This is a genomic window from Streptococcus parasanguinis (assembly GCF_019929185.1).
GTDB lineage: Bacteria > Bacillota > Bacilli > Lactobacillales > Streptococcaceae > Streptococcus > Streptococcus parasanguinis_O.
In genome coordinates this window covers 39824-62690 of sequence record NZ_JAHZPC010000007.1, presented here as the reverse complement: position 1 = coordinate 62690, position 22867 = coordinate 39824, and the positions used below count along the sequence as shown (strand labels likewise).

The following is a 22867-nucleotide window of genomic DNA, read 5'->3' as shown; positions in this document are numbered from 1 at the left end:
TGAAAGAGCCTGAAATAATGATTTCAGGGCTCTTTATTTTTATGATTGGCTCCAAAGTTCTTTCACTTTTGCTTGAACTTCTTCATTTTCAAGAAACTCATCATAGGTTTCATCAATACGATCGATTACGCCGTTTTTTGAAAGAACGATAATATGGTTGGCGAGTGTTTGAATGAATTCGTGGTCATGGCTGGCAAAGATAATCGATTCTTTAAAATTCTTCAATCCATCATTCAAACTTGAGATAGACTCCAAATCCAAGTGATTGGTTGGATCATCCAGTACAAGAACATTTGACTTGAGGAGCATCAATTTAGACAACATGACACGAACTTTTTCTCCCCCTGACAAGACGTTGACAGACTTGTTAACTTCGTCACCCGAAAAGAGCATACGTCCTAAGAAACCACGAAGGAAAGTATTGTCATCTTCTTCTTTACTTGCAAATTGACGAAGCCAATCGAGAATACTTTCACCACCTGCAAAATCACGACTGTTGTCTTTTGGTAGATATGATCGACTAGTTGTAACTCCCCACTTGACAGTTCCTTCATATTCAATATCATCCATCAATGCACGGATCAAAGCGGTTGTTTGAATATCGTTCTGTCCGATAAGGGCGGTTTTGTCACCAGGACGTAAGATAAAGCTGATATTGTCAAGGATGGTTTCTCCATCAATCTTGACAGAAAGATTTTCAACTGTCAAGAGATCGTTACCAATTTCTCGTTCTGCCTTAAAGTTGATGAATGGGTACTTCCGACTAGATGGAACAATTTCTTCAAGTTCAATCTTGTCAAGCATTTTTTTACGCGAAGTTGCTTGTTTTGATTTTGAAGCGTTGGCTGAGAAACGTGCGACAAACTCTTGTAATTGTTTAATTTTTTCTTCAGCTTTTGCATTTCTATCTGCTTGTAATTTTGCTGCAAGTTCAGAAGATTCTTTCCAGAAATCATAGTTCCCGACGTAAAGTTTGATTTTTCCAAAGTCGAGATCCGCCATATGGGTGCAGACTTTATTCAAAAAGTGGCGGTCATGGGATACAACGATAACCGTATTTTCAAAATCAATCAGAAAATCTTCTAACCAGGTAATGGATTGAATATCCAATCCATTGGTCGGCTCGTCCAAAAGAAGGACATCTGGTTTACCAAAAAGGGCTTTAGCTAAGAGAACTTTCACTTTATCCCCATTGGCTAACTCGCTCATAGTTTGATAATGAAGGTCTTCTGAAATATTTAGATTTTGAAGCAATTGAGATGCTTCACTTTCTGCTTCCCATCCACCAAGTTCGGCAAATTCACCTTCAAGTTCAGCTGCACGGACACCATCTTCATCAGAGAAATCTTCTTTCATGTAGATAGCATTTTTTTCTTTCATAATGTTGTAGAGCTTTTCATTTCCCATAATGACAACATCGATGACCCGCTCGTCTTCGTAGTCAAAGTGATTTTGACGCAAAACAGACAAACGTTCATCAGGGCCAAGAGAAATATGACCAGTTGTTGGTTCAATATCTCCAGCTAAAATTTTTAAAAAGGTTGACTTTCCAGCACCGTTGGCACCGATGAGACCGTATGTATTTCCTTCTGTAAAGTTGATATTGACATCGTCAAACAATTTTCGATCACTAAAACGTAGTGAGACGTCTGATACTGTAAGCAATGATTTTCTCCTCTTTCTATAATGTCTTCATTTTACTAGAAAATAGGGGAAAATTCAACTTTTTTACTGTCAATTTGTTTTTACAATGATGTAAACGAAATTGACAGTTTAGTAAAGTGTTAATTCCTTACAAACATAGAGGATAGACTAACATTTTCAACTAGAAAGTGCTATAATGATAGGGATAACGATTAAGGAGAAGAGTATGACAAAACCCATCATTCTGACAGGAGATAGACCGACAGGAAAACTCCATATTGGCCACTATGTTGGTTCTTTAAAAAATCGCGTCTTGTTGCAAAATAAAGATGAGTATAATATGTTTGTTTTCCTAGCAGACCAGCAAGCTTTGACAGACCATGCAAAAGATCCAAAAACGATTGTAGAATCTATTGGTAATGTTGCTTTGGATTATCTGGCAGCTGGACTAGATCCTGAAAAAGTTACGATTTTCATTCAAAGTCAGATTCCTGAATTAGCGGAATTGACCATGTATTACATGAATCTAGTATCTTTGGCGCGACTTGAAAGGAATCCAACTGTAAAAACCGAGATTTCTCAAAAAGGTTTTGGTGAGAGTATTCCAACAGGATTTTTGGTATACCCTATTTCACAAGCAGCCGATATCACAGCATTTAAAGCGAATTTTGTTCCAGTAGGAAATGATCAAAAGCCTATGATTGAGCAAACTCGTGAGATTGTTCGTTCCTTTAATCATGCATACAACACAGATACTTTGGTGGAACCGGAAGGAATTTATCCTGAAAATGAAGCAGCGGGGCGCTTACCTGGTTTAGATGGAAATGCTAAAATGTCTAAATCATTGAATAATGGAATTTACCTAGCTGATGATGCAGATACTTTAAAGAAAAAAGTGATGAGTATGTATACCGATCCGGATCATATTAAAGTAGAGGATCCAGGAAAAATCGAAGGCAATATGGTGTTTCATTACCTGGATGTATTTGGCCGTCCAGAAGATTCAGCTGAAATTGCAGAAATGAAAGAACATTATCAACGTGGTGGACTTGGTGATGTAAAGACCAAACGATATCTTTTAGAAATTTTAGATCGTGAATTAAGACCAATTCGTGAAAGACGCCTTGAATTTGCAAAGGATATGGGTGAGGTCTACTCTATTCTTGAAAAAGGAAGTGAGCGTGCTCGAAATGTAGCTGCTCAAACATTGGATGAAGTAAAATCAGCGATGGGAATTACCTATTTTAAAAAATAAAACGACTTCATTAAAAGCGAACATTTCTTACTGTTCATTGATAATTTACCAATAAATGATTGACAAATTGCCATAGAATGGTATGATATTAACAATAAAAATTCGAGCCTTGCTCAAATAAAAAGAAAAGAGGATCCAGCTAATGTCTAATTGGGACACAAAGTTTTTAAAAAAAGGGTTTACATTCGATGACGTGCTTTTGATTCCAGCAGAAAGTCACGTATTGCCTAATGATGCAGATTTAAGTACACAATTAGCAAGTAATTTACGCTTGAATATCCCAATCATTACTGCTGCCATGGACACAGTGACTGAAAGTCAAATGGCAATTGCAATGGCACGTGCTGGTGGACTTGGTGTTATCCATAAAAACATGTCAATTGAGCAACAGGCAGATGAAGTACGCAAAGTAAAACGCTCTGAAAATGGAGTTATCATTGATCCGTTCTATTTGACTCCGTCTCATACAATTGCAGAAGCAGATGAGTTGATGGGACGATATCGAATCAGTGGTGTTCCTGTTGTTGAAACACTTGAAAATCGTAAATTAGTTGGTATCCTTACAAACCGGGATTTGCGTTTTATTTCTGATTACAATCAACCCATTTCAAATCATATGACGAGTGAAAATTTGGTGACTGCACCGGTTGGAACTGATTTGGAAACAGCTGAACGCATTCTACAAGAGCACCGTATTGAAAAATTACCATTGGTAGATGAAAATGGTCGTCTTTCTGGCTTGATTACAATCAAAGATATTGAAAAAGTTATTGAGTTCCCAAATGCGGCTAAGGATGAATTTGGTCGTTTGCTTGTGGCTGGTGCCGTAGGGGTTACTTCAGATACTTTTGAACGTGCAGAAGCTCTTTTTGAAGCTGGTGCAGACGCAATTGTCATCGATACTGCTCATGGACATTCTGCGGGTGTTCTTCGTAAGATTGCAGAAATTCGTGCTCACTTCCCAGATCGTACCTTGATTGCAGGAAATATTGCAACCGCTGAAGGTGCTCGTGCATTATTTGATGCAGGGGTAGACGTAGTTAAGGTCGGAATTGGTCCAGGATCAATCTGTACAACTCGTGTTGTTGCAGGGGTTGGTGTTCCTCAAGTGACTGCTATTTATGACGCAGCCGCTGTAGCTCGTGAATATGGAAAAACGATCATTGCTGATGGTGGTATCAAGTATTCAGGAGATATTGTCAAAGCACTCGCAGCTGGTGGAAATGCAGTAATGCTTGGTTCAATGCTTGCAGGTACAGATGAAGCACCAGGTGAAACAGAAATCTTCCAAGGTCGTAAGTTTAAAACATACCGTGGTATGGGATCTATTGCAGCAATGAAGAAAGGTTCTAGCGACCGTTACTTCCAAGGATCTGTCAATGAAGCCAATAAATTAGTCCCTGAAGGAATTGAAGGACGCGTTGCTTATAAAGGTTCTGTAGCAGATATGGTCTTCCAAATGATCGGTGGTATTCGTTCAGGTATGGGTTATGTTGGTGCAGCAACCATTCAAGATTTACATGATCATGCACAATTTGTCGAAATGAGTGGTGCCGGATTGAAAGAAAGCCATCCTCATGATGTGCAAATTACAAACGAGGCTCCTAACTACTCAGCACAATAAATTTACACTTTTGTAAATAAAAACAACAGCATCTTGACAGTATTGTTAAGATGCTGTTTTGATATGACCGGCTTGAACAGTGAAAATTTTCAACTCTTCAGGCAGTTCTTTTAAATGATCAAGAGTGGTCGTTGTAATAAATGTTTGAATATTATTAGAGATAGTTTCAAGTAGTTGAAGTTGACGATAATTGTCAAGTTCGCTCATGACATCGTCAAGTAATAAAATAGGCTTTTCTCTTGTGATTTCTTCCATCAATTCGATTTCTGCTAATTTTAGAGAGAGAACAACACTTCGATGCTGGCCTTGACTACCAAAGGTAGCATTCATATTATTGATAAAAAATGCCAAATCATCCCTGTGAGGCCCAATACTTGTTGTTTTCCTAAAAATATCCTTCTGACGGTTTTTTTCCAACATAGAGAGAAACTGCTCTTCTATATCATTTCCTTCTTCAGAAAAAGCAGTTGACTGATATTGAATTGATAGGTTTTCTTTGTTGTCAGAAAGTCGAGTATGTTTTTCTTTTGCTTTAGCTTCTAATTTTTTAATAAACTCAAGCCGATGATGGATGACGCGACTTCCAAAACTAGCTAGTTGTGAATCTAAGACCTCCAAAAATGTAGCATCAATTTTTTCCGAATTTTTTAGATAACTATTTCTTTGTTTCAGTACATGGTTGTATTGAGATAAGTCAGATAAGTAGAGAGGTTTCATCTGACCTAATTCAATGTCAATAAACTTTCGACGCCCTGCAGGTGATCCTTTGATCAGTTGCAAATCTTCGGGTGCGAAAAGGACAACATTCATATGGCCAATATAGTTCGATAATTTGGCTTGTTTCAAATGATTTACCTTAGTTATCCGACCTTTTGGTGTCAAGGAAATTTCTAATGGAAGGGGACCAGTTTCTCTTTGTAATTGACCAGAAACTTTGAAATCTGTGGATTCAAAATAGATGAGATCTCTATCATTTCGTGTTCGATGACTTCTGGTTAAAGCTAGAAAATAAATTGATTCGAGAATATTGGTCTTTCCTTGAGCATTTTGACCTAGGAAAATATTTAATCCAGGATGAAACTCGACTTCAAGTTCTTGATAATTACGAAAATGTTGAATGGATAAGTGTTTTAACCACATTAGGAGATACCAGGAAAGCGAATTGCTTTTTCTTTTTTGTTAGTCTTTGTCGGTTGTTTCTTTTGTTGTTGATTGAGTTGCTTGACAAGTTTAGCAACACGTTCCTTTTCTTCCTTCTCTTTAAGATGCTCTTCTATTTCTTCTTGAGAAGGTTCAAGAATGGTGATAGTCATGCTCAGTTCAGGAATGTCAATTTGATCATTGACACGAAGTTTACGGCCTCTCCGTTGTTCTAATTCACCATTAACAAAGACTTCTTTTTCTTGAAGAAAAGCTTTGATTGCACCACCACTCTGTATAATACCGAGTTCTTTTAAGATTGCTTGTAATGTAATAAAGTCATCAAATAATTTGTAATTCATAGTTCACCTCTTTGCGTGTTATTATACCATATTTTTAGTTTTTCTAGGGTAGAGAATGTTGAGTGATTTGAGGAGCTTTTTCACAGTTTGAATTAGGATTTTAGTGTGATTTCGTGTTATAATGAAAGTTACTATTGAGTAGAACGAGGATGAAAATGGAATTAGTAAAGGGCGTGAATCTTCACTTTCTTCAATCAAAAAAATTTAAAACCAATAAAATTAAGGTCCGTTTTTCATCGCCATTAGATGAAAATACCGTGGCTGCGCGTGTTTTAGTAGCCTGTATGATGGAAACTGCAAATCAAAAATATCCAACTTCACAATTATTCCGTGAAAAATTAGCGAGTCTATACGGGGTAGAATTGTCAACCTCAGTCTCTAAGAGGGGGCGTGTTCATTATGTTGATTTGAATATTTCCTTTGTGCGCGATGACTTTTTGAGCAAGAAAAATGTTCTTACTGATGAAGTTTTGGACATTATAGAAACTATCTTCTTTTCACCTTTGGTAGTAGAAGATCACTTTGACAGTGATACATTTGACGTTGAAAAGAAAAATACAATTTCCGATTTGGAGTCAGAAATTGAAGAGCCTTATTATTATGCACATGGGCAATTGAATCAACTATTTTTTGAAGACGAAACAATCGGGATGTCAAGATTGGGGAAAGTTGATTTAGTGAGACAAGAGACAGCTCAAAGTTCTCTTTCACAGTTTCACCAGATGCTCCAATTAGATAATATTGACTTCTTTTTCATAGGCGATTTTAATGAGGTCGCTATTGTGGATCGAGTGAACCAGTTTGAATTCAAGCCACGTGATAACAATTTGTCTGTCACCTATCAACAACCTTTTACAAATGTTGTTAGAGAAAAGTTAGAGCAAAAACAAAACCAACAATCTATTTTAGAATTAGGTTACCATTTTTCTACCCAGTATGGAGAATCTCTCCATATCCCACTAGTTGTATTAAATGGGATGCTGGGAGCTTTCTCGCATTCGAGACTTTTTCAAATAATTCGTGAGAAAGAAGGCCTTGCTTATACAATCTCAAGCCATTTTGATATTTTTACAGGCTTCATGAGAGTTTTTGCAGGCATTGATAAGGAATCTCGTACGAAAGTAATGACCTTGATTATGAGACAGTTGAATGATTTAAAACGAGGCAAGTTTACAGAGTCAGAGCTTCAATTGACAAAAGAAATGTTGGTGAATACGACCTTATTAGCACAGGATCGGCAAAATACCTTGATTGAAAGGGAATATTTGAAAACGATCCTAGGAAAGAAAGTCCTTTCTTTAGAAGAGTGGTTAGAGTCCATCGATAAGGTTAGTAGAGAAGAAATTATTGAAGTGGCAAAAACAATTAATTTACAGTCTGTTTATTTTATGGAAGGAAAGTAGTGTAAAGATTGAAAATTAAAGAAAAATATTATGAATCAGTTGGTGAGCAAGTATACTTTACACGCTTGTCAAATGGGTTGACTATTCATTTAATTCCCAAAGAAGATTATTATGAAACCTATGGAATAATCACAACTAAGTTTGGCTCAGTGGATACACGAATTCTAGTGAATGGTGATGAAAGGCAATATCCTGCAGGAATTGCTCATTTTCTAGAACATAAAGTATTTGAAGATGAAAATGGTCAAGATTATTTAAAAAAATTCGTTCATTTAGGATCGGAAAGTAATGCCTTTACAAGCTTTACAAAGACAAGTTATCTTTTCTCAACAACTTCAAAGGTCCTTGAAAATATTCAATTGTTATTGGAGATGGTTTCAAAGGTTTCCTTTACAGAAAAATCTGTATCTAAGGAAAGAGAAATCATTCAACAAGAAATTGGAATGTACCAAGATAGTCCAGACTATCGATTATTTTTTGGTGCTTTAGAAAATTTATATCCTGGAACACCGTTAGCAGATGATATTGCTGGAACTAGGGAGTCTATTTCTGACATTACAATAGATAATCTCCGTGAAAACTTTGATCTATTCTATCATCTCTCTCAAATGCACTTATTAGTGATCGGAAACTTTGATGTTGATGAAGTATTGCAAGTAGTAAAGGAATATGATCTAGTTCCTCTTCATCCATCTGTGGAGTTAGAACGTTTTCCTGTAGAAAAAAATGAAGTAAGATTGAATCAATCTTGTAGAATGGAAGTTGCTACTCCTAAGTTGGCAATTGGAATTCGAGGAAATGATATCATTAAGGAAGAGGAAAAATTTCGTTATAAATTGATGTTGAAATTACTGTTTTCGATGATGTTTGGTTGGACTTCGCAACGGTTTCAAAGTTTATATGAAGCTGGGAAGATTGACAACTCATTGACACTTGAAGTCGAGGTTGAGGAATTATTTCATTTCGTTATTTTGACAATGGATACTCAAGAACCGGTGTCCCTATCTCATCAATTTAGGTCAGCAATCAAACAATTTGAGAAGGATCCAGATGTCAATCAGGAACATTTGGATACGATTAAAAGCGAAATGTTTGGTGATTTCTTACAAGGTTTAAATTCGCTTGAGTATAGTGCCACTCAGTTTGAATATTTTTCAGACGGTAGCACTTCTTATGATCTTCCAAAGATTTTACAAGGTATTAGTTTACAAGATATCATCAAATTAGGGCGTCAGTTCATCGACCAGGCTGAGATGGTTGACTATATGATTTTTCAAAAGTAGTAAACAATGTATCAAGAAGGGAAAACATGAAGAAGAGAACGATTGGTCAAGTGTTAAGACTGTCAAGAGTAAATTTACACTTAAGTTTACAGGATGTGTCAAATAAAACAGCCATTGGAATTCCTTATATAGAAGCGTTGGAAAACGATGAGTTTGATCTATTACCGAGTCCCTTTTACGCTCAGATCTATCTTAAAAAGTTAGCATGGGCTTTGGGATTAGATGAGTCCATCCTATTGACAGCTTTTCGTGAAGGAAAAGAATTGTTATTTGATGAAGAAATACTTGTAGATGACGAAGAGCTTCATTCAAGAAAATTAAGACAGAAAGCGAGCTGGTTACCAATCCTGTATTATCTACTAGTGAGTTTTGCCATCCTTGGCTTTGTGATTTATATCGTATATTTTTATGAGTTTACAGCATCTGTAAAATAGATGTAAAGATAGTTTATTTTTTGGAGGAAGTATGAAAAAAGAAAATATTCCTAATGCATTGACATTAATTCGGGTTGTAATGATTCCTATTTTTATTGCTATTTTAAGTTTAAGTCACTCTTACTTAGGACATATTGTAGCGGCAGTTATTTTTGCAATTGCTAGTATTACAGATTATTTAGATGGCTTTCTTGCACGTAAATGGAATGTAGTTAGTAATTTTGGTAAATTTGCGGATCCAATGGCAGATAAATTATTGGTCATGTCAGCCTTTATCATGATGATTGAATTAAAAATGGTTCCTGCTTGGATTGCAGTCGTTATCATTTGTCGTGAGTTAGCTGTTACTGGTTTGCGTCTTCTACTTGTTGAGACAGGTGGTACAGTTCTTGCTGCAGCCATGCCAGGAAAAATTAAAACCTTTAGCCAAATGTTTGCCATTATCTTTTTGCTTTGCCATTGGACACTTCCAGGGCAAGTGTTGCTTTATATTGCATTGATTTTCACAATTTATTCTGGTTACGACTACTTTAAGGGAAGTAGCTATCTCTTTAAAGACACATTTAAATAAATGAAACAGATGATTGAGCTAAAAAATGTATCCTTTCGATACGATAAAACAGTAGAAGAGTATCAAATTGACACGGTTTCGTTTCACGTGAAACAAGGAGAGTGGCTTTCGATTGTTGGACACAATGGTAGTGGGAAATCTACAGTTGTACGCCTGATTGATGGCCTTTTGGAAGCTGAGTCTGGTGAGATTTACGTTGATGGAAAACAACTGACTCGTGAGACCATATGGGAAATCCGTAGTAAAATTGGGATTGTATTTCAGAACCCTGACAACCAATTTGTTGGTGCGACAGTAGAAGATGATGTTGCCTTTGGTTTAGAAAATCAAGGAATTCCACGGGAAGAAATGTTTCAACGTGTGGAGAAGGCTATTGAGCAAGTTGGTATGCTGGAGTTTAAAGATCGCGAACCATCTCGTTTGTCAGGTGGTCAAAAGCAACGGGTGGCTATAGCAGGTATTATCGCCTTGAGACCAACTATTATTATCCTTGATGAAGCAACTAGTATGTTAGATCCAGAAGGTAGAGAGGATCTAATGGCGGTAATGAGAGAACTTCAGAAAAAATTTCAATTAACAATTATCTCCATTACCCATGATTTAACCGAAATTGCCTTAAGTGATCGAACACTCGTGTTTCAAAAAGGAAAACTAGAGTCTTCTATGACGCCGCGGGAATTGTTTTCAAGAAATGACCTCAATGAGATTGGACTAGATAAGCCTTTTAGTAAGCAGGTTCAAGAATCTCTCAGCTCGCATTTTCCGCTAAAACAGGATTATCTAACAGAAAGTGAGTTATTAGACCAATTATGGGAATCTCTTTAAAGAATGTCTATTATACTTATCAAGAGGGAAGTCCTTTTGAAGGGCAGGCGCTTTCTGATATTAGTTTGGAAATAAAAGATGGATCTTATACAGCCATTATCGGGCATACTGGTAGTGGCAAGTCTACTTTGTTGCAATTACTAAATGGTTTACTGCGTCCGACTAAAGGAACGATTCAATTTGAAGATTTTGTTTTAGATAATCATTCTGAGCCAAAAGAAATGAAGTACCTGAGAAAAAAGGTTGGTTTGGTTTTTCAATTTCCAGAAAGTCAGCTGTTTGCAGAAACCGTTCTAGCTGATGTAGCCTTTGGACCACAGAATTTTGGGGTACCTAAGGACAAAGCGGAGGAAATAGCCAAAGAAAAATTAGCGATCGTTGGTTTAGAAGAGTCTATCTATGATAAAAGTCCATTTGAACTATCTGGTGGACAGATGAGACGGGTTGCGATCGCAGGTATTTTAGCTATCGAACCAGAGATTTTAGTATTGGACGAGCCAACAGCAGGTCTAGATCCTGCTGGAAGAAAGGAATTGATGGCGCTGTTTGAGACATTACATAAAAATGGGATGACCCTAGTTCTGGTAACTCATACGATGGATGATGTAGCAAATTTTGCTGATACTGTATTTGCTTTAGAAGCGGGAAAACTTGTCCTAAACGGATCCCCAAGGGAAGTGTTTCAACAGGTTGAGTATTTACAAAAACTTCAATTAGGAGTCCCACAAATTACGAATTTTGCTCTTCAATTGAAACGAAGAGGACTTCCTCTGGACAGACTACCAATCAAAATTGAGGAACTAAAGGAGCTGTTACTTCATGAATAATATGATTTTGGGAAGGTATATTCCTGGAAACTCCATTATCCACCAACTAGATCCTCGTGGGAAGTTGCTCTCAATGTTTTTATTCATATTTCTTCTGTTTTGGGCAAATAATATCCAGACAAATGTTCTTCTCTTTGGTTTTATTTTTGTTTTAATGTATCTAACGAGGATTTCGGTTAGTTTTTATATTAAAGGCTTAAAATCAATGATTTTTATCATTGCTTTTACAACTATTTTTCAATTATTTGCGACCTCTCAAGGAACTATTTTGTATCAATGGTGGTTTTTTAAATTAACCGACCAAGGATTGATGCAAGCCGCCATCATATTTTGTAGATTTATTTTAATTATTTTTTATTCGACGATTTTAACCGTGACGACGACACCATTGAGTTTAGCAGATGCTGTTGAAAAGATCCTTACACCACTAAAAATTATTAAGGTTCCGGCTCATGAGATTGGGTTAATGCTATCTATGAGTTTGCGCTTTGTTCCAACCTTAGTAGATGATACGAATCGAATCATGAATGCGCAAAGGGCGCGTGGTGTTGATTTTGGTGAAGGAAATCTATTAAAAAGGATCCGTTCCTTTATTCCGATCCTCATTCCTCTATTTGCTTCTAGTTTTAAACGCGCAGATGCATTAGCAATTGCGATGGAAGCGAGAGGGTACAAAGGCGGTGAGGGACGAACACGCTATCGGACTCTGCAGTGGGGAGTAAAAGATACCCTAGCATTGCTCGTTATTCTGTGTCTCATGTTGATAGTTTTTTATCTAAAAAATGGATAGAGCTAGTTGTATTGGTTCAAAAATAAGGAAAAAGCGCTATACAAAGCGCTTTTTACATTAAATTCACATATTCTTGTAACATTTGTAATATATTCTACAATAAACTGTAACATTTTGTGTGTATGATAGAATTATGTTCGAAAGGAGAATAGAATTCATGAACAGTAAAAAGTTCCAATGGACAGTCACTTCCCTACTTTCAGCAGCATCACTTTTCATTTCTGGTATTGCTACAGTGAATGCTGAAACTTACGAAGTGAAGTCTGGAGATACTCTATCAAAAATTGCACTAGAAAATAACACTTCAGTAGAAAATATTATTGCATCTAACAATCTGACCAATGAAGATTTGATCTATGCAGGACAAATTATTGAGTTAGGTGAGCGTTCAAAATCTATGATTGATAAAGTTGCTCCACAAGAGCAAGCAAAACCTGCTGAAAGTGCACCTACAGCAACTGCAACAGCACAAACTGCTCAAAAACAAACAACTTATGCAGCAAATGCTGCAGTGACTTCTGCACAATCAACAAATGGTGGAATTGTTCTATCAAATGGGAATACTGCTGGAGAACAAGGATCTTATGCGGCTGCTCGTATGGCTGAAATGACTGGTGTACCTGCTTCTACTTGGGAAGCAATCATTGCCCGTGAATCAAATGGTCAAGTAAATGCAGCAAATGCTTCTGGTGCCAGTGGTTTGTTCCAAACAATGCCAGGTTGGGGTTCAACTGCAACAGTTGATGATCAAATCCAGGCCGCATACAATGCATATAGCTCACAAGGTTTATCAGCTTGGGGTTATTAAAAAATAGGTTTACAATTTGTAAACCTATTTTTTTAATGTCTCAAGAATGACAAGTGGAGAGTGACAAATAAAATCTGGTGAGTAAAGAAGTAGCTCTTCAAGATCTCCAAATCCCCAAGTGACTGCCATGGTTTTTATACCAACTGTTTGACCTCCAATGAGGTCAAATTTTGTGTCTCCAATAATCACTGTCTCCTCTTTTGGAAGGTCATTGATTGACAAGGCGTATCGAATGACATCGGCTTTGTGGATACGATCTGAATTTGATCCATAAATTCCTTTAAAGTATTTAGCGATACCTAAATCTTGACACATCTGTAAAGCAACTGGTTCATGTTTTGAAGTGGTTACATAAAGAGGAATGTTTTCGTCTTGTAATGCTTTCAAAGCTTCTAGTATCTGAGGAAATAGAGTTGATTTATATTGACCTTTTTCATGATAATACTGGCGATAGATAGTCACTGCTTGATCTACCAAAGTTTCCGGAAGGGTAGCTTCAAAACTAGAAATCAAAGGTGGTCCCATAAAACTACGGATGGTTTTGAGATCGGGTTGAGGAACCTTCAAAGTATCGAATGTATGTTGAAAGCTCTCTGTAATTCCCTTAGAACTGTCAACTAATGTTCCATCTAAATCAAAAAACAAGGCTTGCATGTTATTCTCCAAATATCTCTTTTTGTAATCTACGTCCGGTTGGTGTTACTGCCAATCCTCCTTCAGCTGTTTCTCTAAAGGCAGTCGGAAGACTAGAACCAACTTGGTACATGGCGTCAATAACTTCATCAACAGGTATTTTTGATTCAATGCCTGCTAAGGCCATATCAGCAGCAATGAAGGCATAGCTGGCTCCCATTGCGTTTCGTTTGACACATGGAACTTCCACGAGTCCTGCTACTGGATCACAAATGAGCCCAAGCATGTTTTTGATGACAAAACAGACTGCTTGACTCGCTTGATAAGGAGTTCCTCCAGCAGCTAGTGTCAATGCTGCCGCACTCATAGCTGAAGCAGAACCAACTTCTGCTTGACAACCACCTTCTGCACCTGAAATAGAAGCATTATTGGCGATGACTAAACCAAAAGCTCCAGCTGTCAGTAGAAAATCTAATTGTTGCTGACGGTTTAACCCTAATTTTTGAGTTGCCGCGGTGAGAACTGCAGGAAGACAGCCAGCAGATCCTGCAGTGGGTGTTGCACAGACCAACCCCATTTTAGCATTGTGTTCGTTGACGGCAATAGCATTCTTCGCTGCGGTTAAGACGGTTAAGTCAGACAAAGTCTTTCCTGATTTGATATAACAATCTAATTTTGCGGCATCCCCACCGGTTAACCCACTACGAGAGTGGTTTTCATTTAACCCTAACCTTACAGAATCAATCATCACTTCTAAATTACGGGTCATTAATCGTAGGACTTCTTCTCGTTCACGACCAGTTAGTTCAAATTCAGTTGCAATCATTAACTCTGCGACGTTTCCTTCGTATTGCGTGCTTGCTTGTTCTACGAGGTCTACAATTGAATAAAACATATGAACTCCTTATTTGAAAAAGTTGACATTATGAAGATGAGGAATTTTACGGATATCTTCGATCGCTGCTTCACAACTCCTTGAGTCAACTTCTATAATCATAATCGCTTTTTCTCCAGCTTTTTCCCGCGTCACATTCATTTGTGCAATGTTAATATCATAGCGAGAAAGAGCTTCTGTCACATGAGCGATCATTCCAGGGACGTCCTGGTGAACAATGATAATGGTTGGAGTATTCATATTTAGCGAGATAGCAAAGCCATTTAACTCAGTAACCTGTATGTTCCCACCACCAATTGAGATTCCAGTGACAGAAATCGTTTTATGATCATTTTTAACAGTAATAGTCGTTGTGTTTGGGTGAGGAGCATTGCTTTCTTTTTGAATAGACCAAACAATCCGAATGCCTCGTTCATGTGCAATTTTTAGACTATCTGGGATTCTAGGATCATCTGTGTCCATTCCTAAGATGCCCGCTACTAAGGCTAAATCTGTTCCATGACCACGATAGGTTTTGGCGAAGGAATTAAATAATTGGAACTCAACTTCTTTTGGCTCCTCTCCAAAGATAGAAGAAACAATTTTACCAATTCGAACAGCACCTGCAGTGTGACTACTGGATGGGCCGATCATCACAGGTCCAATAATATCAAAAACTGATTGGAATTTTAAAGAGTTCATGCTCTGCTCCTTTGTGATCACTTTACTTCATTATATCAGATATGGCTGATGATTTCTTCTATTTTTCCCGAAATATCTGAGAAATCTTAAAGGGGGCTTAAAGCATTTATATTATCCTGGATTTTTAGTATTTCTAACATCTGACTGAAATATTTGACACATTATTTCAATAAATATGAAATATTTCTTGTGTAGTATAGAGGTATACCAATAAAGGAGTACATAATAATGAATAAAAAACAAATGATGAAACATATTATTGGACTTAGTTTACTTGCAGGACTTTTCCTTCCAATTGTAGCGAATGCAGATTCTTATACTGTAAAATCAGGTGATACTTTATCAGCTATTGCTAAAGAGAAGAACACAACGGTTGATGCAATTGCTAAGAAAAATAAGATTAGTAACGTGAATCTCATCTCAGTTGGTCAAGTTCTTGAGATTGAAGATGCAAATACAACGCAGAAAACCACGGAGCAAGCTCCTGCTAGTAAAACGGATACTACACAAGCAACAACTACTGTCTCTGCTTCAGATGGCTTGAGTGCGGAAGACGCGGCTGCTAAGGAATGGATTGCTCAGAAAGAGTCAAGTGGTAGCTATACAGCACAAAATGGCCAATATTATGGCCGTTACCAATTGACTATCACTTATTTGAATGGTGATTTATCACCTGCAAACCAAGAAAAAGTGGCCAATCAATATGTTGTCAACCGTTATGGATCGTGGTCTGCAGCTAAAAATTTCTGGTTGGCAAATGGCTGGTATTAAATTTGTATGAAAAGAGTTCTTGAATAGGACTCTTTTTTAATTTACAGACTTGTAAACCCATCGATCCTGATCAACAAAAAGAATAGTAAGATGCTTGTTTTCTACTATAAAGCGTGTTAAAATGGTAACTGCTCAAAACGACCTTCAATCGTTGAAGCAAACCACGACCTTCAATCGTGAGAAACGAAAAGATGGGAGAAATCTATGAGTGATAACTCGAAAACACGTGTTGTTGTTGGTATGAGTGGTGGAGTGGATTCATCTGTAACAGCTTTATTATTAAAGCAACAAGGTTACGATGTCATCGGCATCTTCATGAAAAACTGGGACGACACAGACGAAAATGGCGTCTGTACAGCTACAGAAGATTACAAAGATGTAGCAGCGGTTGCAGACCAAATTGGCATTCCTTACTATTCTGTCAACTTTGAGAAAGAATACTGGGATCGTGTCTTTGAATATTTCCTTGCCGAATACCGAGCTGGTCGAACACCAAATCCGGATGTCATGTGTAATAAGGAAATCAAATTTAAGGCCTTTTTAGATTATGCTATGACACTCGGTGCAAATTATGTAGCGACAGGGCACTATGCGCGTGTGGCGCGTGATGAAGATGGCATTGTTCATATGTTACGCGGCGTTGACAACGGGAAGGACCAAACTTATTTCTTAAGCCAGCTGTCACAAGAACAACTTCAAAAAACCATGTTCCCATTGGGACATTTGGAAAAGCCAGAGGTTCGTCGTCTAGCTGAAGAAGCTGGATTAGCAACAGCTAAAAAGAAAGACTCAACTGGGATTTGCTTTATCGGAGAAAAGAATTTCAAAGAATTTCTAGGGAACTATCTTCCTGCCCAACCAGGTCGAATGATGACCATCGATGGACGAGATATGGGTGAACATGCAGGTTTGATGTATTACACAATCGGTCAACGGGGTGGGCTTGGAATTGGTGGCCAACAAGGTGGAGACAATGCTCCATGGTTTGTAGTTGGGAAAGACCTCAGTCAAAATATTCTTTATGTCGGTCAAGGCTTCTACCATGAAGCATTGATGTCAACAAGTTTACAGGCTAGTCAAGTTCACTTTACACGAAATATGCCAGAAGAGTTTACATTAGAGTGTACAGCTAAGTTCCGCTATCGTCAGCCTGACTCCAAGGTGACTGTACACGTTAAAGGTGACAAGGCAGAAGTGATTTTCGCAGAACCTCAACGAGCCATTACACCAGGACAAGCTGTTGTTTTTTACGACGGTGAAGAGTGCCTAGGCGGTGGCTTGATTGACAATGCTTATCGGGATGGAAAAGTTTGTCAGTATATTTAGAATTTTCTAGGAGGAACGAAAGTGTTTCAGTTCTTTAAGAAAAAAATAGAGAATACAAAGACTATCTCTGATTATAAGAAACAGTATTTGAGGGAAAAAACGACGGAGTCAATTGAAGCTTTGTTCAAGGAATTGAAGCAATCTAAAGTTTGGGTTCCCTTTAATGCTTCTTTAATGGATGGGAGTGATGAACAAGAAGGTGTTCGTCTAAAACCGGATATTCTACGAAAGGGAGACGACTACTTTTATCCTTGTTTCTTGACGGAACAGGATATTCCTAAAGATTATTACGATCGTTTTTCTTGGCTGCAAATACCTTTTACGGACTGTTTATTTACTGCAGAAAGGATAGGAAAGTTTCCAGTGAGAGGGATTGTTCTAGATGCATTCTCTGATCCAGTTGAGATTGACAAAGGAGTTTTTGAAGCAATCCGTCAGTCTTAGTATATTTAAATTGACAAATTTTCTCAATTTGCTACAATAATAAAAGCAATAGAAATGATGGTCAAAGCTCATGGATGTTGCAGGCTTTTTTGTCCTGCACTTCTCAGAGTTTTGACTATTTTTGTGTGATTTCGAAAGGAAGTAAAATGAGGCAACAGGATTTTCGAACGAAAATAGGTTCTACTGTTTTTGGTGTGAGGGCGACTGCTTTGATTGTAAAAGATAATCGCTTGTTCGTCATAGAAGATGAGGACGGCTGTTATACAATCGGAGGTGCTATTCAAGTCAATGAAACTACAGAGGATGCTGTAGTTCGGGAAGTCAAAGAGGAACTTGGTGTCACATCTACAGCAGGTCCGTTAGCTTTCGTGGTTGAAAATCACTTTGAACAAGCTGGAATCCACTACCATAACATTGAATTTCATTATTTGGTGGACTTGCTAGAAGATGCACCTTTGGTCATGCAGGAAGATACCAAGCAATTACCTTGCCGTTGGATTGCTTTAGATGATTTACACACTGTTGACCTGAAACCAGCCTTTTTAAAATCAGCCCTACCAGAATGGGACGGAAAATTACGACACATCCATCTTGAGAAATAGGAGAAAAAATGACTTATAATTTTATTGAAGAATACGATATCATTGTAATCGGTGCGGGGCATGCGGGAGTAGAAGCCTCTCTAGCTGCTAGCCGTATGGGTTGTAAGGTCTTACTTGCGACTATTAACATTGAAATGCTGGCTTTTATGCCTTGTAATCCCTCTATTGGTGGTTCTGCTAAGGGGATTGTCGTGCGTGAAGTCGATGCCCTCGGTGGAGAAATGGCGAAGAACATCGACAAGACCTACATCCAAATGAAAATGCTCAATACTGGTAAAGGTCCTGCGGTTCGTGCACTTCGGGCTCAAGCAGACAAAGAACTTTACTCAAAAGAAATGCGGAAAACGGTTGAAAATCAAGAAAATTTAACTCTTCGCCAAACTATGATTGATGAGATTTTGGTGGAGAATGGTAAGGTTGTTGGTGTAAGGACTGCAACTCACCAAGAATATGGAGCAAAGGCTGTTATTGTCACTACTGGGACAGCTTTACGCGGAGAAATTATCATTGGAGATCTCAAGTATTCGTCAGGACCTAATCATAGTCTAGCTTCTATCAATTTGGCTGATAATCTCAAACAGCTAGGATTAGAAATTGGACGTTTCAAAACAGGGACGCCACCTCGTGTAAAGGCTTCGTCAATTAATTATGACGAAACGGAAATTCAACCTGGAGATGAAGCTCCAAATCATTTTTCTTATACATCGCGTGATGAAGATTATGTAAAGGATCAGGTTCCTTGTTGGTTAACTTATACGAATGGGCATAGCCATGAGATTATCCAAAATAATTTACACCGGGCGCCTATGTTTACAGGGGTTGTAAAGGGAGTAGGTCCTCGCTATTGTCCGTCCATTGAGGATAAAATTGTCCGTTTTGCTGACAAAGAGCGTCATCAACTATTTTTAGAACCTGAGGGACGAAATACAGAAGAAGTCTATGTTCAAGGGCTGTCAACGAGTTTACCAGAGGATGTTCAACGGGATCTCGTCCATTCTATTAAGGGACTTGAGAAGGCAGAAATGATGCGAACGGGTTATGCAATTGAGTATGATATGGTTTTGCCTCATCAATTGCGCGCAACTTTGGAAACTAAGAAAATTTCAGGTCTCTTTACAGCTGGCCAAACCAATGGAACGTCTGGCTATGAGGAGGCTGCTGGTCAAGGGATTATTGCAGGGATCAATGCGGCTCTAAAAATCCAAGGAAAACCAGAACTCATTTTGAAACGCAGTGATGGTTATATTGGGGTAATGATCGATGACTTGGTAACAAAGGGAACGATCGAACCGTATCGCTTGTTAACAAGCCGTGCAGAATACCGTCTGATTTTGCGTCATGATAATGCCGATATGCGCTTGACAGAAATGGGACGAGCAATTGGATTGGTAGATGATGAACGTTGGCAACGTTTCGAAACCAAGAAGTATCAGTTTGAAAACGAGATGAAGCGTTTGGATAGCATTAAGTTAAAGCCTATAAAGGAAACCAATGAGAAGGTTGCTGCAATGGGCTTTAAACCATTGACAGATGCTGTCACTGCTAAAGAATTCTTGCGAAGACCAGAAGTCTCTTACCAAGATGTGGTAGAATTTATTGGTCCTGCAGCTGAAGAACTGGATGATAAAATCATTGAATTGATTGAAACTGAAATTAAATACGAAGGCTATATTTCAAAAGCAATGGACCAAGTCGAAAAAATGAAGCGTATGGAAGAAAAAAGAATTCCTGCGAATATTGACTGGGATGATATTGACTCCATCGCAACCGAAGCTCGTCAAAAATTTAAATTAATTAATCCAGAAACGATTGGTCAAGCAAGTCGTATCTCAGGTGTCAATCCAGCGGATATCTCTATTTTAATGGTTTACTTGGAAGGTAAATCTCGGAGTATCTCCAAAAACAAAGCAAACCACTAATCAAATGAGGCTGAGATGATGTTTCAGCCTCAATTTTATAGATTGAAATTTGTTGCTTTTATTTACACGATTGTAAACTTTGTTTACAAGGTAGTGAAGTGGAGAAAGAGTTTTTTACCGGTCAATCTTCTATGTAATATAGAGAGAAACCTCGCTTTTTACCTTTATTTATGGTATAATTCCGAGAAGAGGTTTATGATGAAAAAATTTCGTTTATCGTTCATCCATTATGTGTTAATTGGTTTTATTTCATTTGCAATTTTAGCAATTTTTTTAAGAATCTTTGGCAAAGGCTATGTAACTCTCATTGCAATTTTTTTAGTCTTAGCTGGATTGATTGCCTTATTTGAATACCAGTTACAAATTTCAGAGTTAGATGAATTAGAACAGATACAATATGTTAACCATCAGGCAGAAAGCGGCTTAGCATCTCTCCTTGATAAAATGCCTGTCGGAGTTATTAAGATTAATAAAGAATCGAATGAAGTAGAGTGGTTCAACCCTTATGCTGAATTGATTTTTTCAACAGATGATGGAGACTTTGATGTTGAATCATTGAAAAAGTTGCTCAATACACTGTTTGAGGATAAAGGGCATTATGTCACAGTAGCTGATAAGAAATATTCCGTTTACTTTGATCAGACGTCTAGTGTTGTTTACTTTTTTGATGTTTCAAGTGAGTATGAAGCAACTGTGGGGTTAGTGACAACTCGTCCCGTTATCGGTATTATCTCTGTTGATAATTATGATGATTTAGAAGATGTCATTTCAGATTCTGATATTAGCAATATCAATAGTTTTATTGCCAACTTTGTAGAAGAGTTTACAGCTCATTACCATATGTTTTACAGACGTGTGGGGATGGATCGTTTCTATTTGTTTACAGATTACACGGTCTTGGAACAATTGATGGAAGCAAAATTTTCAGTCATCGATCAATTTCGTGAAGACGCTAAAAATCGTGAGCTACCTATCACCCTAAGTATGGGATTCTCGTACGGTGATGGGGAGCATGATGAAATTGGTAAGGTGGCTCTCTTGAACCTAAACCTTGCAGAAGTTCGTGGTGGGGATCAAGCGGTTGTCAAGGAAAATGATGAACAGAAAAACCCTATTTTCTTTGGTGGGGGAACAGCTTCGGCTGTGAAGCGGACTCGGACTCGCACACGCGCTATGATGACAGCTATTTCGGATAAGATTAAATCCGTTGATCAAGTCTTCATTGTTGGACATAGAAACTTGGATATGGATGCTTTAGGAGCGTCTGTGGGAATGCAGTTTTTCTCTAGCAATATTTTAGCTTCCTCTTATGTGGTCTATGACCCGCATGCAATGGCTAGTGATATTTCAAGAGCAATTGCGAAACTAGAAGAAGAGCAGGTAACGAAAATCCTTCCCCTAGAGGAAGCCATGCAAATGGTGACGGATCGCTCTTTGTTAATTATGGTGGACCATTCTAAGACAGCCTTGACCCTTTCTAAAGAGTTTTATCAGGAATTTCAACAGATTATTGTCATTGACCATCACCGTCGGGATGATGATTTCCCTGAAAATGTTCTGATCACCTATATTGAAAGTGGAGCAAGTAGTGCGAGCGAATTGGTTAGTGAACTGATTCAGTTCCAGAAGTCGAAGAAAAATCGATTGACGAAGATTCAAGCTAGTGTTTTGATGGCTGGAATCATGCTGGATACTAAGAACTTCTCCACACGTGTTACAAGTCGGACCTTTGATGTGGCGAGTTACCTTCGCTCAAGAGGTAGTGATAGTGTAGCTATCCAGGAGATCTCTGCGATTCAGTTTGACGAGTACCGCGAAGTGAACGAACTGATCTTGACTGGTGAAAATATTTTGCCACATATCATCGTAGCTTGTGCTAATACGACTAAAGCCTATGATTCAGTAACGATTAGTAAGGCTGCTGATAGTATGCTAGCCATGTCTGAGGTGGAAGCAACCTTTGTCATTGCTTGCAATCAAAGTGGGACTGTCTCGATTTCTGCACGAAGTCGAAGCAAAGTCAATGTACAGCGTATCATGGAACAGCTTGGCGGAGGAGGTCATTTCAATTCGGCAGCCTCTCAAATTGAGGGTCAAGATTTGATGAGTATTCGTCAACAACTGATTGAGACGATTGAAAACGAAGTAACTATTGAAAAGGAGAATGTAGAATGAAAGTTATTTTCTTAGCGGATGTAAAAGGTAAAGGTAAAAAAGGCGAAATTAAAGAAGTGCCTACTGGTTATGCACAAAACTTTTTGATCAAGAAAAATCTTGCGAAAGAAGCCAATGCCCAAGCAATCGGTGAGCTTCGTGGAAAGCAAAAGTCAGAAGAAAAAGCGCATGCTGAATTGTTAGCAGAAGCGCAAAAGATTAAAGCAAAATTAGAAGAAGAAGCAACTGTTGTTCAATTCACGGAAAAAATTGGGCCAGATGGCCGTACTTTCGGCTCTATTACCAATAAAAAGATTGCAGAAGAGCTTGAGAAACAATTTGGCATTAAAATTGATAAACGTCATATCCAAGTTGCCTCTCCAATTCGTTCAACAGGTTTGATTGACGTCCCTGTAAAAATTTATCAAGATGTTACAGGTGTGATTAATATTCGTGTAAACGAAGGGTAAACACGA

The 22867-nt window shown here is 38.0% G+C and carries 23 protein-coding genes; 17 read left to right on the top strand and 6 right to left on the bottom strand.

What is annotated here, in order from left to right; translation table 11 throughout:
- Positions 1 to 39 precede the first annotated feature (39 nt).
- Positions 40 to 1665, bottom strand: coding sequence for an ABC-F family ATP-binding cassette domain-containing protein (locus K1I56_RS05910; protein WP_021154160.1), 1626 nt, complete (start codon positions 1663 to 1665; stop codon positions 40 to 42).
- A gap of 205 nt (positions 1666 to 1870) precedes the next feature.
- On the opposite strand from K1I56_RS05910, the gene trpS reads away from it, so the two are divergent.
- Both trpS and guaB read left to right on the top strand, forming a co-directional pair.
- Positions 1871 to 2899, top strand: coding sequence for a tryptophan--tRNA ligase (gene trpS / locus K1I56_RS05905; RefSeq protein ID WP_021154159.1), 1029 nt, complete (start codon positions 1871 to 1873; stop codon positions 2897 to 2899).
- 142 nt (positions 2900 to 3041) lie between these two features.
- Positions 3042 to 4523, top strand: a complete 1482-nt coding sequence (gene guaB / locus K1I56_RS05900) for an IMP dehydrogenase (protein WP_003009220.1) — start codon at positions 3042 to 3044, stop codon at positions 4521 to 4523.
- A 45-nt stretch (positions 4524 to 4568) separates the two neighbouring features.
- Here guaB and recF read toward each other — a convergent pair whose 3' ends face one another.
- Both recF and yaaA read right to left on the bottom strand, forming a co-directional pair.
- Positions 4569 to 5663, bottom strand: a complete 1095-nt coding sequence (gene recF / locus K1I56_RS05895) for a DNA replication/repair protein RecF (protein ID WP_031574793.1) — start codon at positions 5661 to 5663, stop codon at positions 4569 to 4571.
- Entirely contained in the window at positions 5663 to 6025 is a 363-nt protein-coding gene (gene yaaA, locus K1I56_RS05890) for a S4 domain-containing protein YaaA (protein ID WP_024054765.1), read from the bottom strand. Before yaaA ends, recF begins: the two co-directional genes overlap by 1 nt.
- A gap of 155 nt (positions 6026 to 6180) precedes the next feature.
- Between yaaA and yfmF the strand changes: the two genes are divergently transcribed.
- From yfmF to K1I56_RS05850, 8 genes are all read left to right on the top strand, one after another.
- Complete coding sequence (yfmF, locus tag K1I56_RS05885) at positions 6181 to 7428, top strand: EF-P 5-aminopentanol modification-associated protein YfmF (RefSeq protein WP_003002080.1); 1248 nt, start codon at positions 6181 to 6183, stop codon at positions 7426 to 7428.
- 8 nt (positions 7429 to 7436) lie between these two features.
- Complete coding sequence (gene yfmH / locus K1I56_RS05880) at positions 7437 to 8711, top strand: EF-P 5-aminopentanol modification-associated protein YfmH (protein WP_223325515.1); 1275 nt, start codon at positions 7437 to 7439, stop codon at positions 8709 to 8711.
- A 26-nt stretch (positions 8712 to 8737) separates the two neighbouring features.
- Positions 8738 to 9145 carry a helix-turn-helix domain-containing protein gene (locus K1I56_RS05875; RefSeq protein ID WP_003002050.1) on the top strand — a complete coding sequence of 136 codons (408 nt, stop codon included), beginning with the start codon at positions 8738 to 8740 and terminating at the stop codon, positions 9143 to 9145.
- Between the two features lie 31 nt (positions 9146 to 9176).
- Positions 9177 to 9716, top strand: coding sequence for a CDP-diacylglycerol--glycerol-3-phosphate 3-phosphatidyltransferase (gene pgsA / locus K1I56_RS05870; RefSeq protein WP_223325514.1), 540 nt, complete (start codon positions 9177 to 9179; stop codon positions 9714 to 9716).
- Positions 9717 to 10541: an energy-coupling factor ABC transporter ATP-binding protein gene (locus K1I56_RS05865; protein WP_070587638.1), complete on the top strand. Its 825-nt coding sequence runs from the start codon at positions 9717 to 9719 to the stop codon at positions 10539 to 10541.
- Positions 10526 to 11368, top strand: coding sequence for an energy-coupling factor transporter ATPase (locus tag K1I56_RS05860; protein WP_021154152.1), 843 nt, complete (start codon positions 10526 to 10528; stop codon positions 11366 to 11368). The genes K1I56_RS05865 and K1I56_RS05860 overlap by 16 nt, the downstream gene beginning before the upstream one ends.
- Positions 11361 to 12158, top strand: coding sequence for an energy-coupling factor transporter transmembrane component T family protein (locus K1I56_RS05855; RefSeq protein ID WP_024054768.1), 798 nt, complete (start codon positions 11361 to 11363; stop codon positions 12156 to 12158). The genes K1I56_RS05860 and K1I56_RS05855 overlap by 8 nt, the downstream gene beginning before the upstream one ends.
- Positions 12159 to 12315: 157 nt before the next feature.
- Positions 12316 to 12966 (top strand): LysM peptidoglycan-binding domain-containing protein, encoded by a 651-nt coding sequence (locus tag K1I56_RS05850; protein WP_003002250.1) that lies wholly within the window; start codon positions 12316 to 12318, stop codon positions 12964 to 12966.
- Between the two features lie 24 nt (positions 12967 to 12990).
- On the opposite strand, the gene K1I56_RS05845 is transcribed toward K1I56_RS05850, so the two are convergent.
- Genes K1I56_RS05845 through sdaAB form a run of 3 tightly spaced genes read right to left on the bottom strand, consistent with a single transcriptional unit; the run spans position 12991 to position 15175 of the window.
- Positions 12991 to 13620, bottom strand: coding sequence for an HAD hydrolase-like protein (locus K1I56_RS05845; RefSeq protein WP_201087700.1), 630 nt, complete (start codon positions 13618 to 13620; stop codon positions 12991 to 12993).
- A 1-nt stretch (position 13621) separates the two neighbouring features.
- Entirely contained in the window at positions 13622 to 14494 is an 873-nt protein-coding gene (sdaAA, locus tag K1I56_RS05840) for an L-serine ammonia-lyase, iron-sulfur-dependent, subunit alpha (RefSeq protein ID WP_223325513.1), read from the bottom strand.
- Between the two features lie 9 nt (positions 14495 to 14503).
- Positions 14504 to 15175 carry an L-serine ammonia-lyase, iron-sulfur-dependent subunit beta gene (sdaAB, locus tag K1I56_RS05835; RefSeq protein WP_003002135.1) on the bottom strand — a complete coding sequence of 224 codons (672 nt, stop codon included), beginning with the start codon at positions 15173 to 15175 and terminating at the stop codon, positions 14504 to 14506.
- A gap of 228 nt (positions 15176 to 15403) precedes the next feature.
- On the opposite strand from sdaAB, the gene apf reads away from it, so the two are divergent.
- The 7 genes from apf to rplI all read left to right on the top strand — a co-directional run bounded on the left by apf (position 15404) and on the right by rplI (position 22861).
- On the top strand, positions 15404 to 15946 hold the full coding sequence (gene apf / locus K1I56_RS05830; protein ID WP_223325512.1) for an aggregation-promoting factor: 543 nt from the start codon (positions 15404 to 15406) through the stop codon (positions 15944 to 15946).
- A 204-nt stretch (positions 15947 to 16150) separates the two neighbouring features.
- A complete protein-coding gene (gene mnmA / locus K1I56_RS05825) occupies positions 16151 to 17272 on the top strand; it encodes a tRNA 2-thiouridine(34) synthase MnmA (RefSeq protein WP_049492732.1) in 1122 nt (373 codons plus the stop codon).
- 21 nt (positions 17273 to 17293) lie between these two features.
- Positions 17294 to 17716: an SseB family protein gene (locus K1I56_RS05820; RefSeq protein ID WP_049471774.1), complete on the top strand. Its 423-nt coding sequence runs from the start codon at positions 17294 to 17296 to the stop codon at positions 17714 to 17716.
- 146 nt (positions 17717 to 17862) lie between these two features.
- Positions 17863 to 18318, top strand: coding sequence for an NUDIX hydrolase (locus tag K1I56_RS05815; RefSeq protein ID WP_021154145.1), 456 nt, complete (start codon positions 17863 to 17865; stop codon positions 18316 to 18318).
- Positions 18319 to 18326: 8 nt separating this feature from the next.
- Entirely contained in the window at positions 18327 to 20237 is a 1911-nt protein-coding gene (mnmG, locus tag K1I56_RS05810; RefSeq protein WP_223325511.1) for a tRNA uridine-5-carboxymethylaminomethyl(34) synthesis enzyme MnmG, read from the top strand.
- Between the two features lie 198 nt (positions 20238 to 20435).
- Entirely contained in the window at positions 20436 to 22412 is a 1977-nt protein-coding gene (locus K1I56_RS05805; RefSeq protein WP_486387769.1) for a GGDEF domain-containing protein, read from the top strand.
- The gene (gene rplI / locus K1I56_RS05800; protein WP_049498739.1) at positions 22409 to 22861 is read left to right on the top strand and encodes a 50S ribosomal protein L9; all 453 of its coding nucleotides are present in this window, start codon (positions 22409 to 22411) and stop codon (positions 22859 to 22861) included. The genes K1I56_RS05805 and rplI overlap by 4 nt, the downstream gene beginning before the upstream one ends.
- Positions 22862 to 22867 lie beyond the last annotated feature (6 nt).

Bases quoted from the DNA above. Each gene is read 5' to 3' on its own strand.
- yfmF (WP_003002080.1), top strand. From the start codon at position 6,181: ATGGAATTAGTAAAGGGCGTGAATCTTCACTTTCTTCAATCAAAAAAA.
- sdaAB (WP_003002135.1), bottom strand. From the start codon at position 15,175: ATGAACTCTTTAAAATTCCAATCAGTTTTTGATATTATTGGACCTGTG.
- recF (WP_031574793.1), bottom strand. From the start codon at position 5,663: ATGTGGTTAAAACACTTATCCATTCAACATTTTCGTAATTATCAAGAA.
- trpS (WP_021154159.1), top strand. From the start codon at position 1,871: ATGACAAAACCCATCATTCTGACAGGAGATAGACCGACAGGAAAACTC.
- apf (WP_223325512.1), top strand. From the start codon at position 15,404: ATGAATAAAAAACAAATGATGAAACATATTATTGGACTTAGTTTACTT.
- mnmA (WP_049492732.1), top strand. From the start codon at position 16,151: ATGAGTGATAACTCGAAAACACGTGTTGTTGTTGGTATGAGTGGTGGA.
- K1I56_RS05815 (WP_021154145.1), top strand. From the start codon at position 17,863: ATGAGGCAACAGGATTTTCGAACGAAAATAGGTTCTACTGTTTTTGGT.
- mnmG (WP_223325511.1), top strand. From the start codon at position 18,327: ATGACTTATAATTTTATTGAAGAATACGATATCATTGTAATCGGTGCG.
- K1I56_RS05850 (WP_003002250.1), top strand. From the start codon at position 12,316: ATGAACAGTAAAAAGTTCCAATGGACAGTCACTTCCCTACTTTCAGCA.
- K1I56_RS05845 (WP_201087700.1), bottom strand. From the start codon at position 13,620: ATGCAAGCCTTGTTTTTTGATTTAGATGGAACATTAGTTGACAGTTCT.
- K1I56_RS05860 (WP_021154152.1), top strand. From the start codon at position 10,526: ATGGGAATCTCTTTAAAGAATGTCTATTATACTTATCAAGAGGGAAGT.
- sdaAA (WP_223325513.1), bottom strand. From the start codon at position 14,494: ATGTTTTATTCAATTGTAGACCTCGTAGAACAAGCAAGCACGCAATAC.
- K1I56_RS05855 (WP_024054768.1), top strand. From the start codon at position 11,361: ATGAATAATATGATTTTGGGAAGGTATATTCCTGGAAACTCCATTATC.
- yaaA (WP_024054765.1), bottom strand. From the start codon at position 6,025: ATGAATTACAAATTATTTGATGACTTTATTACATTACAAGCAATCTTA.
- pgsA (WP_223325514.1), top strand. From the start codon at position 9,177: ATGAAAAAAGAAAATATTCCTAATGCATTGACATTAATTCGGGTTGTA.
- rplI (WP_049498739.1), top strand. From the start codon at position 22,409: ATGAAAGTTATTTTCTTAGCGGATGTAAAAGGTAAAGGTAAAAAAGGC.
- guaB (WP_003009220.1), top strand. From the start codon at position 3,042: ATGTCTAATTGGGACACAAAGTTTTTAAAAAAAGGGTTTACATTCGAT.
- K1I56_RS05805 (WP_486387769.1), top strand. From the start codon at position 20,436: ATGAAAAAATTTCGTTTATCGTTCATCCATTATGTGTTAATTGGTTTT.
- K1I56_RS05875 (WP_003002050.1), top strand. From the start codon at position 8,738: ATGAAGAAGAGAACGATTGGTCAAGTGTTAAGACTGTCAAGAGTAAAT.
- K1I56_RS05865 (WP_070587638.1), top strand. From the start codon at position 9,717: ATGAAACAGATGATTGAGCTAAAAAATGTATCCTTTCGATACGATAAA.